The organism is Arthrobacter vasquezii, assembly GCF_029455255.1.
Taxonomy (GTDB): domain Bacteria; phylum Actinomycetota; class Actinomycetes; order Actinomycetales; family Micrococcaceae; genus Arthrobacter_D; species Arthrobacter_D parietis.
Map to the genome: position 1 here is coordinate 1 of NZ_JAROKN010000014.1, position 12,573 is coordinate 12,573.

At 64.7% G+C, this 12,573-nt stretch carries 10 protein-coding genes and 1 pseudogene; all 11 read right to left on the reverse strand.

Going from position 1 to position 12,573, the window contains the following annotated elements:
• Positions 1-550 (reverse strand): annotated as a pseudogene (locus P4U43_RS07570) (adenosine deaminase); the annotation flags it as partial.
• Positions 547-1,266, reverse strand: a complete 720-nt coding sequence (locus P4U43_RS07575; RefSeq protein WP_277358175.1) for a DedA family protein — start codon at positions 1,264-1,266, stop codon at positions 547-549. The gene P4U43_RS07575 and the pseudogene P4U43_RS07570, both read right to left, overlap by 4 nt.
• Positions 1,267-1,546: 280 nt before the next feature.
• A complete protein-coding gene (locus P4U43_RS07580; RefSeq protein WP_277358176.1) occupies positions 1,547-2,833 on the reverse strand; it encodes a thymidine phosphorylase in 1,287 nt (428 codons plus the stop codon).
• Positions 2,830-3,300 carry a cytidine deaminase gene (locus P4U43_RS07585; RefSeq protein WP_277358228.1) on the reverse strand — a complete coding sequence of 157 codons (471 nt, stop codon included), beginning with the start codon at positions 3,298-3,300 and terminating at the stop codon, positions 2,830-2,832. Before P4U43_RS07585 ends, P4U43_RS07580 begins: the two co-directional genes overlap by 4 nt.
• Before the next feature lie 13 nt (positions 3,301-3,313).
• Positions 3,314-4,597, reverse strand: coding sequence for an ABC transporter permease (locus P4U43_RS07590; protein ID WP_277358177.1), 1,284 nt, complete (start codon positions 4,595-4,597; stop codon positions 3,314-3,316).
• On the reverse strand, positions 4,594-5,895 hold the full coding sequence (locus P4U43_RS07595) for an ABC transporter permease (protein ID WP_277358178.1): 1,302 nt from the start codon (positions 5,893-5,895) through the stop codon (positions 4,594-4,596). Before P4U43_RS07595 ends, P4U43_RS07590 begins: the two co-directional genes overlap by 4 nt.
• Positions 5,892-7,442, reverse strand: a complete 1,551-nt coding sequence (locus P4U43_RS07600; protein ID WP_277358179.1) for an ABC transporter ATP-binding protein — start codon at positions 7,440-7,442, stop codon at positions 5,892-5,894. Before P4U43_RS07600 ends, P4U43_RS07595 begins: the two co-directional genes overlap by 4 nt.
• Before the next feature lie 175 nt (positions 7,443-7,617).
• The gene (locus P4U43_RS07605) at positions 7,618-8,691 is read right to left on the reverse strand and encodes a BMP family lipoprotein (protein WP_404800713.1); all 1,074 of its coding nucleotides are present in this window, start codon (positions 8,689-8,691) and stop codon (positions 7,618-7,620) included.
• Positions 8,692-8,962: 271 nt separating this feature from the next.
• Positions 8,963-10,009: an LLM class flavin-dependent oxidoreductase gene (locus P4U43_RS07610; RefSeq protein ID WP_277358181.1), complete on the reverse strand. Its 1,047-nt coding sequence runs from the start codon at positions 10,007-10,009 to the stop codon at positions 8,963-8,965.
• A 75-nt stretch (positions 10,010-10,084) separates the two neighbouring features.
• On the reverse strand, positions 10,085-11,230 hold the full coding sequence (locus P4U43_RS07615) for an amidohydrolase (RefSeq protein WP_277358229.1): 1,146 nt from the start codon (positions 11,228-11,230) through the stop codon (positions 10,085-10,087).
• Positions 11,231-11,384: 154 nt separating this feature from the next.
• On the reverse strand, positions 11,385-12,506 hold the full coding sequence (locus P4U43_RS07620) for a mannose-1-phosphate guanylyltransferase (protein ID WP_277358182.1): 1,122 nt from the start codon (positions 12,504-12,506) through the stop codon (positions 11,385-11,387).
• Positions 12,507-12,573 lie beyond the last annotated feature (67 nt).

The window sequence follows — 12,573 nt, forward strand, 5'->3', positions numbered from 1 at the left end:
TGTCGAAGCCCACGGCGCCGCGCTCGCGGTGGCGGACCGCCAGTTCGGCGATCTCCTGACCACGGTCCGCGTGCCGCATGGCGGTGATCAGCTGTCCCACCTGGATGGTGCGGCCGCGTGCGGCAACTGCCTCCACGCCGGCGTCGAGACCTTCCTGGACCGCCTCGACAACCTCATCGAGGGACAATCCCCCGGTGAGGTGCTGCTCCGGTGCCCAGCGCACTTCTCCGTAGACCACGCCGTCGTCTGCCAGGTCTTCCACGAACTCCTGCGCCACGCGGGAGAGACCGTCGCGGGTCTGCATGACCGCGATGGTGTGGTCAAACGTCTCCAGGTAGCGCACCAGGGAACCGGAGTCTGCGGAGTCACGGAACCACTGGCCCAGTGCAACCGGATCGGTCGAAGGAAGCTGGTGGCCTACCGCTTCGGCGAGTTCGATGATGGTCGCAGGCCGGAGTCCGCCATCCAGGTGATCGTGCAGCGAAACTTTCGGCAGGGCACGGATGTCGAAGGTGAGGTCAGGAGCAAGGGAAGTCATTGGTTCAGTCACAGGCCAAGACTACGCGAGGCCAGTGACTTCGCTGCGGGTTCCTCCAGACTGTCCGGTTCAGGGGTGCGTGGGTGCAGCGGCTCCGGGCGCGGCCTCGTGGGGGTCGAGCCGCGCACAGCGCTGATGATGCGGTCGACGATGAAGCCGAGGACCACGGCGATCGCTATCGCAACAGTGACGCCCAGGAGGTGGTTGTCTTCGAACCACGCGCCGGCAAGGGCGCCGATCCCCACCGAGTAGCTCCCCCAGGCCAGGGCGGAGATACCCGTCAGCGCAACGAAGCGCCGTCGTGAGTAGCCGGTTGCGCCGGCCGTGAGGTTGACCGCCACGCGTCCGAAGGGAATGAAGCGTGCAACCAGGATCAATGAGGCCGCCCGCTTCTCAAGTTCGTAGCCGGCCCATTCGAACGCTTTCTGCGAGCGTGGACGGCGCATCCACCGGAAGCGCTGGGTACCAACGCCCCTGCCCATCAGGTAGGCGATATTGTCACCGGCAAACGCCCCGAGGGCAGAGACGAGGATCAGGAGCCAGGCGTTGGGCACGCCCTCGGTGATAATCAACGATGCGAGACCCACCACCACTGACTCGCTGGGGAACGGCGGGAAGAACCCGTCAACCGTGCAGCAGATGAACACCAGCAGGTAGACCCAGGGCTGCTCGGCGGTGCTGAGGATGAAATCACTCAGTCCATTCGTGACAGCATTAATCGCGTCCACTACCTGCGCTCCTTGGATTGTGCGGATCGGCTCCGGTTGCCGCCGCCCCAGGTGGGTCAGTGACCTTCTACAAGAACCATGCCAGCCGTGGATCAGGAGGGTCCATGGGGTATGCCCCTGTAGAACCCCTGATCCAGCCTTTTTCCAAGGTTATGGTTTGACCCGCTCCCGCCGCGTCGCCCAATGGGGTGATGTTCCCGGTACGGGACTCGTCCCCAGGTAGTAGGTGAGTACCCTGACAGGGGCCCCTGAGAGGGCCCCTGATGTCAGGCGGTTCGGCTCAGGCGATGCGGTCGATGATGAGCTGCTGCGCCGGGCGCGCACCGTCGGGTGCAATCACGACGGCGGTTTCCAGCGCTTCACGCGCGCGATCGAACTTTTCGGGGGTGTCAGTCAGGAGGGTCATCAGCGGCTCTCCCGCGCGGACCATAGCGCCGGGCTTGGCATGCAGCCGGATACCCGCTCCGGCCTGGACCGCATCTTCCTTGCGTGCGCGTCCGGCTCCCAGGCGCCAGGCAGCAACACCGACGGCCAGGGCATCGAGCCCGACGAGGACTCCGTCGGCCGGTGCATAGATGGTCTCGGACTCCCGGGCGACGGGGAGCGCAGCGCGAGGGTCCCCGCCCTGCGCCTCGATCATGCGGTTCCAGACGTCCATCGCACGGCCGTCCCTGAGCGCCTGAGCGGGATCAGCATCGCGTACGCCGGCAGCAGTCAACATCTCCTCCGCCAGTCGGACCGTCAGTTCGACGACGTCCTGCGGCCCGCCGCCGGCAAGTACCTCAACAGATTCCTCAACCTCGATGGCGTTGCCCGCCGTCAGCCCGAGCGGGGTAGACATGTTGGTCAGGAGGGCAACGGTCTTCACCCCGGCGTCCGTACCGAGGGCCACCATGGTTTCGGCAAGCTCGCGGGCCTGGGCCTCGTCCTTCATGAACGCGCCGCTGCCCACCTTCACATCGAGGACCAGCGAACCCGTTCCCTCAGCGATCTTCTTGCTCATGATCGACGACGCGATCAGCGGAATGGCCTCCACTGTCCCGGTGACATCACGCAGCGCGTACAGCTTCTTGTCGGCAGGAGCCAGCCCTGCGCCCGCCGCGCAGATGACGGCGCCGACGTCGGCCAGCTGGGCCATCATCTCGTCGTTTGACAGCTGGGCGCGCCAGCCCGGAATGGACTCGAGCTTGTCAAGCGTGCCTCCGGTGTGGCCGAGGCCGCGCCCGGAAAGCTGCGGCACGGCGACGCCGAAGACGGCGACCAGCGGCGCGAGCGGGAGGGTGATCTTGTCTCCGACACCGCCTGTGGAGTGCTTGTCACTGGTCGGCTTGCCAAGGGCGGAGAAATCCATCCGCTCGCCGCTGGCGATCATCGCGGCCGTCCAGCGTGAGATTTCCGTGCGGTCCATGCCGTTGAGCAGGATCGCCATATTGAGCGCGGCCATCTGCTCGTCCGCGATCGCACCGCGGGTGTAGGCGTCAATGGTCCAGTCGATCTGGGCCGGGCTGAGAGTGCCCCTGTCACGCTTGGTGCGGATGATGTCAACGGCGTCGAACTGTTCGCTCATTCGGTGCTTCCTGTCTCTGTAGTGCCGGCGGCTGACCTGCCCGCGTCTGCGAGGTGCTGCGGGCCGAACGCGTCGGGCAGTACCTCGTCCATGGTCCGGATTCCGCTCACGGTCATCAGCTGCATGCCCGGCGCCCGGAATTCATAGAGCAACTGGCGGCAGCGGCCGCACGGCATCAGTGCGTTGCCGTCCCCGTCCACACAGCTGAAGGCGACGAGCCTGCCACCGCCGGTCATCTGGAGCTGGCTGACCAGCGAGCACTCCGCGCAGAGGGTGAGCCCATAGGACGCGTTCTCCACGTTGCAGCCGGAAACAATCCGCCCGTCGTCCGTCAGGGCGGCAGCCCCCACCGGGAAGTTGGAGTACGGGACATATGCCTTCCGCATTGCAGCGGTTGCCGCTTCGGCGAGAGCCTCCCATGGGAGGTCAGCGGCAGAGCCGGCCGTCGTCGTCGTGCTTTCATCCATGGTTCCCATGGCTCTACTCCTTGACGTAGGGGATGCCGCCGGCTGCCGGCGGGCGGGACCGCCCCACCAGGCCTGCGACCGCCAGGATGGTCACGATATACGGCAGCATGGCCAGGAACTGGCTCGGGACGTCCGTCCCGATGATGGACAGGACAAAGCGCAGGTTGGTCGCGAAGCCGAACAGCAGGGCCGCGAAGAACGCGCCGATCGGGTTCCAGCGTCCGAAGATGAGCGCGGCGAGGGCAATATAGCCCTGACCCGCGGTCATGTCCCGGGTGAACGTGCTCACCGAAACCAGCGTGAAGAACGCACCTCCGAACCCGGCAACAGCACCGCCCAGAAGGACATTCCAGAACCGCGTGGCGTTGACCTTGATGCCCATGGTGTCTGCAGCCTGCGGGTGCTCGCCCACGGCCCGTACGCGCAGCCCCCACTTGGTGCGGTACAGCCCGAGCCAGATGATAATGACGGCGGCGTACATGAAGTAGCCGACGATGGTCTGCTGGAACAGGATCGGTCCGATGACCGGAATGTCCGCAAGCAGCGGGATGCGGATGTCCGGCAGGCTCGGCGGGGAGTTGAACGTTGCCGAGTCACGGCTCAGGAGCGTGGAAGCGAGAAAGCCGGTCAGTCCGGAAACCAGCACGTTCAGAACCACGCCGACAATGATCTGGTTCACCAGGTACTTGATGCTGAAGATCGCGAGGATCAGCGAGACCAGGACGCCGGCGAAGGCGGCGGCGATCAGTCCCACGTAGACGCTGCCGGACACCGATGCGGCAACGGCTGCGGCAAACGCTCCGGAGAGCAGCTGGCCCTCGATCGCGATGTTGACGACACCGACGCGCTCGCACAGTACCCCGGACAGCGATCCGAAGATCAGCGGGATGGCCAGCGTCACTGATCCTGCCACCAGGCCCGCTAGGGAGATGGTTGGGCGATCAGCAATCCCCACCACCCAGGTAAGGAATCCGACCACGAAGAGGAACGCGTAGGCGATGCCGGCCCAGCGGTTGATGCTCGCGCCGCGGCGCACCTGCAGGTATGAGTAGACCGTGATTGCGATGAGGGCGATGGCCACAACCCAACCGACCACGTTCGCCGGCAGCGCGATGTCCGCGAGACGGAAGCGGTCGGAATCATCCGAGACCCGGAAGACAGCGGTGGTCGCCGGCCCGCCGAGTGCGAAGACGAACAACGCCAAAAGGGCTCCGACACCGAATCCGATCGGCGCCTTCCAGCTCCTGGTCGATGATCCCGTGACCCGTGAATCAGTCACCGATGCTGCGATGCTCATGCTGCACCTCCGGATGTGGTCGCCTTCTGGTTCTTGCGGGACGGCTTTTCCTTCCGGTCAATCCGGAAGATCGCCTTGACCAGCGGCGGCGCGGCGATGAAAAGGACAATGAGTGACTGCACCACGAGGACAATGTCGATCGGCGTGCCGGTGAGGGTCTGCATCTGCACGCCTCCCGCACGGAACGCACCGAACAGCACGCCCGCGAAGAACACACCCCACGGATGGGATCTGCCCAGCAGCGCAACGGTAATCGCATCGAACCCGAAGCTCGCCGCAATACCGCTGGTCAGCACCTGCTCGGTTCCTGCCACCTGCGCAACTCCGGCCAGGCCGGCGAGACCGCCGGCAAGCATCATGACGACGACGTAGCCTTTGGTCACGCTGATGCCCGCGGTGCGCGCAGCGAACGGGTTGGCGCCCACGGCGCGGAGTTCGAAGCCGACGGTGGACCGGTTCAGCAGCCACCAGACGCCGTAAGTTGCAGCGATCGCCACCAGGAAACCGAGGTGCAGGCGGAACTGCGGACCGAGGATCTGGGGGAACAGCGCCGTTTCGTCCAACCGCGGGCTGATCGGGTTAGCCGATCCCGGATTCTGGAAGGACGGGGTGGTCAGCAGATATCCGACCAGGTAGATGGCGATGTAGTTCAGCATGATGGTCACAATGACCTCGTGCGCACCGGTGCGCGCCTTGAGGATGCCGGGAATGAACCCCCAGAGGGCGCCGCCCACGAACCCAGCGAGGACAACGAAGACCAGATGCAGGCCGAAGGGCAGGTGCCAGGAGAATCCGATCCAGCCGGCAAACATGGCGCCGAGGATGATCTGCCCCTGTGCACCGATGTTGAACAGCCCGGCACGGAAGGCGACCGCCACGCCAAGGCCCGCGAGGATGAGCGGCGTTGCCACGGTGAAGGTCTCCGTGAGCGGGCGGAACATCAGGGCAAGGGAATCGGCGCGCGGGTTGAACACCGCACCCTGGAACAGCGCCACGTACGCGCTGCTTGCCGCTTCCCAGGCTGCCACGAGGGTGTCAGTAGGCCGGGTGAAGAAGTACGACGCAGCTGCGGCGACGTCCTCGTCCGTCAGCGCGATGAGAATCCCGCCGAGGACGATCGACAGCACGACGGCGAGAATCGCCACGAGCGAGGAGCCGGTGACAATGCTCTTCAGAATTCCGCGGCCGCGGTCCTCGGAGTCCTCGGGTGCCGGCGTTGTATCACCGGTGCCCGGTGCCGGCGGCGGCGCAGCAGTGTCCTCGGCCCCGGCTTCGGTACCCCTGTTCGCGGCGCTCATCGGTTTTCCTCCCCGGTTCCCCGGTGCTGGCCCTGTCCCAGGGCCTCTTCGGCCGTCATCCCGGCCATCATGAGTCCGAGCACGTCGCGCGACGTGTCGCCGGGCACCACGCCCATAAGTTCTCCTCCGTGCAGGACCGCAATGCGGTCCGCAAGTTCACTGATTTCATCGAGTTCGGTGGATACGATCATCACCGGTGTGCCGCTGTCGCGCTCTGTCACGATGCGTTTGTGCAGGAATTCGATCGAGCCGACGTCCACGCCGCGCGTGGGCTGGGAGGCAATGAAGAGGTTCAGCGGCCGTGACAGTTCCCGGGCCAGAACCACCTTCTGCTGGTTGCCGCCGGAGAGCGTGCTGACGGGTGCTTCGGCGCTCTGGGTCCGCACGTCGAACTCCGCGACTTTTTCCCGGGCATTCTTGAGGACCACTGACGGTTTCATGGCCAGTCCCTTGGCGAAGGGCGGCTCGTTGTACCAGTTCAGGACCATGTTCTCGGCGATCGAGAAACTGCCCACCAGGCCGTCCACCTTGCGGTCTTCAGGAACAAAACCCACGCCTTCGCGGATGATGTCCTTGACCTTCATTCCGAGCAGTTCCTTGCCGTTGAGCTGAATGGATCCCGAGGCATGCGGGTGCAGCCCGAGGATCGCTTCCGTGAGCTCCGTCTGGCCATTTCCCTGCACGCCGGCGACTGCCAGGATCTCGCCCTGTGAAATCTCGAAGCTGACGTTGTCCAGCAGATTTTGCCCACCGGGCCCGGGAACGGTGAGGTTGCGCACGGTGAAAGTGGTTTCACCGGGCTTGGCGGGCGCTTTGTTGAGGTTGAGACTGACCTGCCTGCCCACCATCATCGTGGCCAGTTCTCCGGTGCTGGCGGTGGGTTCAACCGTTCCGACGACGGCGCCCCTGCGGATCACCGTAATGACATCGGAGACTGCCTTCACTTCACGCAGCTTGTGCGAGATGAACACGATGGCCGTGCCGCCCGCCTTCAGCTCCTCGATGATCTGGATCAGTTCGTCGGTTTCCTGGGGAGTGAGCACGGCAGTGGGCTCATCCAGGATCAGCACCTCCGCCTTGCGGACCAATGCCTTGATGATCTCCACCCGCTGCTGCACGCCCACGGGGAGGTCTTCGACGAGGGCATCGGGATCAACGTCGAATCCGTAGCGGTCGGAGATCTCGCGGATGCGTGCGCGGGTCTTGTCGAGGTCGAGGATGCCGCCGGCCTTGGTGTGCTCATCGCCCAGCGCCACGTTCTCGGCGACCGTGAAGACCGGGATAAGCATGAAGTGCTGATGCACCATGCCGATACCGGCGGCCATGGCATCACCCGGCCCGCGGAAGGTGACCGGCTTTCCGTCCACCAGGATGCGCCCGTCACTGGGTTCATACAGTCCGTAGAGGACGTTCATGAGGGTCGACTTGCCGGCACCGTTCTCGCCGAGGAGGCAATGCACCTGGCCGGGGTTCACCACCAGATCGATATTGTCATTGGCAACAAGGGAGCCAAACCGTTTGGTGATTCCCTGCAGTTCGAGCTTCACAACCCCAACCAACCTGTCCTTTGTGGGAGCTGGGCAGCGACGGTGAGGAAACACCTCGTCCCGTCCGCCGGCGCCAGCATGCAGAATCAATTCAACCGTAACGCGAACGCGCCGCCCGCTCCTTGCAGGACCACAAGAACCATCCTGGGAGCGGGCGGCGCGTTTTCGAGCGGTGTTACTGGGGGCTTGCCTCGGACTCGACCGTGATCTCGCCGGAGATGATGCCTGCCTTGATCTCCTCAAGTTCAGCCTTCATCTCGTCGGAGACGGCTTCCTCCTGGTCGTGGAACGGGGCAAGTGCAACGCCGCCGTTCTCCAGGGTGCCGACGTACGGTTCGGGGCTGAAGTTGCCGTCGACGTCAGCAGTTATGACCTGCTCGACCGACTCACCCATGGCCTTCATGACAGAGCTAAGAATGACCTCGTTACCGCTGTCGACGCTTTCGAATCCGTCCGAGTCAACCCAGATCACCTTGTTGCTGCCGCCGTCTGCGTTGGCTTCCTCAACGGCCTCGATGGTGCCGAGGCCCACGGGTCCGGCCACCGGCATGATGATGTCGGCGCCCTCGTTGATGAAGTTCTCGGTGTTGGTCTTGCCTGCCGCCTGGTTGGAGAAGTCACCGATGAAGGTACCGGTTTGTGCTTCCTTGTCCCAGCCGAGGAGTTGGACGTCGGCGTCCTTCTGCTCGTTGTAGTAGGCAACACCGTCAGCGAAACCGTCCATGAAGATGGTCACCGTGGGGATCTGGATACCGCCGTAGGTGGCAACCTTGCCGGTCTCGGAGGTACCGGCGGCTAGGTAGCCCGCCATGAACGCTGCCTGCGCCGTGTCGTAGATGATCGGCTTGACGTTCGGAAGGTCGATCTGGTTGTCGTCAACGATCGCAAAGTTGGTGTCCGGGTTCGCCTCCGCCGCTTCACCGATGGTTGCCGAGAGCTTGAAACCGACGCCCACGATCATGTCGCAGCCAGCTGTGACCATCGAGTTCACGTTGGGTGTGTAGTCCGTGTCAGCCTGCGATTCAGCCTGACGAATTTCGATGCCAAGCGACTCCTGTGCCGCGAGAAGGCCCTCGTAGCTCGATTCGTTGAAGGAACGGTCGTCGAAACCGCCTTCGTCGGAAACGATGCAGCCTGTGTAGTCGATTGCCTCGGCAGCGGGATCGGATCCGCCGCCGTCGGTCTCGGCCGGCGGCGCGCCGCAGCCGGCCAGGAGAAGGGCCGCAGCCCCCAGTGCTGCAACGGACATGCCGGTGCGGCGCTGAATCAAGCTCCGTGAATTCTTCAATGTTCCTCCGATAAGAAGTAAGCCCACGAACAAGAGATCAATGAGTGTCCGTCTGCACTGCCCTGAAGCGGGGATACAAGCTCTGTTTTCATTGATGTTCGTGGCGCCGGTCCCGCCTCAAATTCGGGACTCGATGATGAAGCTTACTCTAACGCGGAGTGACCGGGCACACTACCAAAGCGCCGCCCGGTTTCTACATTGTTCAAGTTTTGTTACCAACGGGTAGGTAGACCTATCCGGCGGCCGGAGCTTGCGCCGGCACCCGGCCCCACACCTCCGCAATGGAAGTGAGGGAATCAATGCGGGAGTCGACGTCGTAGGTTGTTCCGGTGATCATGAGTTCCTGGACTCCCGTGAGTTCCACCAGGTCCTCCAGTCGCGTGGTCACCTGCTGGACAGTCCCAACCGCCTTGATTGCGGGCAGGTGATCGAGCATCATTTGCTCCTGGTCCGTGAAGGTGCGTTCGGCGGCCTCCTGGGGCGGTACGATCGGCGCCGGCCGGCCGGAACGCAGCGACAGCGCCATCACCCTCGCCGGTCCCGCAAGGTATTCGGCTTCTTCCGCGGTGGCGGCCGTCAGCGCCGACGTAGCCAGCATTGCGTACGGCTCCGCGAGGGCGGGCGAGGGTTGGAAATTGGAGCGGTAGAGGCGCATGACCGCGGCCGGGTCCTCATTGCCAAAGTGGTGGGCGTAGCTGTAGCGCAGGCCGAGCATCCCCGCCAGCTGCGCGGAGTAGCCGCTCGAGCCGAGCAGCCACACATCGGGGAAGGACGACGCCGCCGGCGTGGCCGCCAGCCGCATTCCACGGTCAGGCGTCCGGTTGTCACCCAGGAGCGCGAGGACTTCGAGGACGTGCTGGGGGAACTCTTCGACGCCGAGCCCGTCGGTCTGGCGGCGCAGGGCCATGGCTGTCATCTGGTCCGTACCCGGTGCCCGGCCGATGCCGAGGTCGATCCTGCCGGGGTGCAGCGCCTCCAGCAGCGCGAACTGCTCTGCGACCACGAAGGGCGCATGGTTCGGCAGCATGACGCCGCCTGACCCCAGCCGGATCTGCGACGTCTTTGCAGCGAGGTGCGCAATCAGCACCGAAGGGCTGGTGGAGGCAACGGAGGGCATGTTGTGGTGCTCGGCCACCCAGAAACGGGTCAGTCCCAGACCGTCTGCGGCCTGGGCAAGCCTTGTGCTGTCGGCAAGGGCATCGGAACTGGAACGGCCGGCTCCGACCGTAGCGAGGTCGAGGACGGACAGGGGCACGCGGGGACTGTTGGAGCTGCTCACGCTACGTGGCAACCGCAGCGGGCCCGTGTGAATTCCCGGGCCCGATTCCCGGGCTTGGCCGACTAGCGCCGAAGACTAGTGCCGGAGACCGAGGACAGCCCGCATGGCGGCAGCTGCCATGACGCGCACGCCGCAGCCGATCGCCTGCTCATCAGGCCGGTAATCCCCGCGGTGCAGATCATAGGTTTCGCCGCCCGGGGTGCGGGTGCCGAGGCGCATCATGGCCCCGGGCACCTTCTGGGTCATCCAGGCGAAATCCTCCCCGCCCATTGACTGCGGGGTGAGGACCACTGAATCGGGGCCGAGTTCCGCGCGGGCGGCTGCCTCGATCAGCCCGGTCTCCGCCTCCGTGTTCACCACGGGCGGGACTCCCCTGGTGTGTTCGATCTTCACATCCACCCCGAACGGAGCAGCGAGTTGCCGCACGGTTTCATCCATGAGGTCGCCCGCCGCTTCCCAGGCCTCGCCGTCGAGGCACCGCATGGTGCCGGACATGAAGCCGTGCGCCGGGATGGCGTTGGGAGCGGAGCCGGCGTGCATCTGGCCCCACACCACTGAGACGGCGCTGCGCACGTCGATACGCCGGGACAGGACGGCCGGGACATTGGCCGCGATATGCGCGAGGGCGAAGACGAGGTCCTCGGTGAGATGCGGCCGGGACGTGTGCCCGCCGCGTCCGCTGAGCTCCACGCGGACGGTATCCGACGCCGAGGTGATGGCGCCGATGCGGGTTCCCACCAGTCCGACGTCAATACGCGGATCGCAGTGCAGCGCAAGAATCCGGGGAACTTCGGAGAGGACTCCCTGGGCGATCACGTCCAGGGCTCCACCCGGCATGGTCTCTTCAGCGGGTTGAAAGATCACCCGCACCCGGCCGCCCAGCGGAGTTTCCGCGTCGATCTTCGCCAGCACCAACGCAACCCCCAGCATGACGGTGGTGTGGATGTCATGGCCGCACGAGTGGGCGATGCCCGTCGAGCCAGAGGCGTAGGGCAGCCCGGTCTCCTCAAGAATGGGCAGGGCGTCGATGTCTGCCCGCAGGCCGATCCGGATGTCACCTTCACCGATGTCCACGTACAGGCCAGTTTCCTCGAGGCGTTGCGGCCTCAGTCCGGCCGCCTCCAGCCGCTCAACGAGCCGGTCAGTGGTGCGGTACTCCTTGTGGGACAGTTCCGGATGGTTGTGGAGATCGCGCCGAAACCCCGTCAGCTCATCCAGCATCGGAGCGGTCCACACACCGATGTGTGGGACTACGGGAGCTTCAGTGGAAGTTTTCTGCACTTCACCAGCGTAACGAACCTGCGGACAGCCGCTTCAACCCCGCGTCATTGAGCGACTCGCAGCTCCGTTGACCGCGACCATCCGAAGCGTGCAGTCAGAGGACGTCGACGTCACCGCTGGCGCGCAGCGACTCCACCGCCTTCTTCACTTCCTGCGCGTGTTCCTTGGTTGTCACCAGAAGTGCGTCGGGAGTGTCCACAATAACGACGTCGTCAATTCCGATCAGCGCGATCACACGCTTGGTATCCGACACCACAATTCCCGACGCGTTCTCAGAGAAGACACGTGCACCCTCTCCCATGACGGTGAGTTCACTGTTCTCCATGGCCGGGTTGAGGCGGCCGATCGCGGCGAAGTCACCGACGTCATCCCAGCTGAAATTGCCGGGAATCATGGCTACATCTCCGGCCGCTGCAGCGGGTTCGGCAACGGCGTAGTCGATCGCGATCTTCGGCAGGGTGGGCCAGACGCGGGCTGCAACTTCGTTGCGGGACCGGGTGTCCCACGCGGCGGCGATTTCCATGAGGCCGGCGTAGAGCACGGGCTCATTCGCTTCTAAGTGCTTGAGCATGAGCGCCACCGGAGCCACGAACATGCCCGCGTTCCAGCTGTACTTACCGCTGTCGATGTACTCCCGGGCAACTGCCACCGAGGGCTTCTCCACGAACTCGATCACCGAATGGGCACTCGGCGCCGCGTCGATCTTCAGCGGCTCTCCGGCCCGGATATAGCCGAACCCCGTGGATGGATGGGTAGGCAGGATCCCGATGGTCACGATGTAGCCCTCAGCAGCGGTATGGACGGCTTCGCGGACCGCTGCCTGGAAATCTTCGGCGGGCGCGATCACTGCGTCCGCTGCGAAGGAGCCCATGATGATTTCCGGATCCCGGTGATAGAGAATTGCCGCGGCCAGGCCTATCGCGGCGGCCGAATCCTTTGGCTCACTCTCCAGGACGAGGTCCGGGTCCTTCAGCTCCGGCAGCTGCGCGCGCACAGCCCTCCGGTGGGCCTTGCCCGTGACGACCATGATCCGCTTGCCGCTGAGCGGCTGCAGCCTCTCGTAGGTTGCACGGATCAGGGTGCTGCCGGAGCCGGTCAGGTCATGCAGGAATTTGGGTGCGGCCGCACGGGACAGCGGCCACAGCCGCGTGCCGGTTCCGCCTGCCGGGATTACACCGTGGAAGCGGTCCAGGGGGCTGTGCTCATGAGTACTCATCGCTCCCACATTAACCCAGCGGGAACACAGCGCTTCAACCGCCCCCGCCAGCACTGTGTTAACAAGG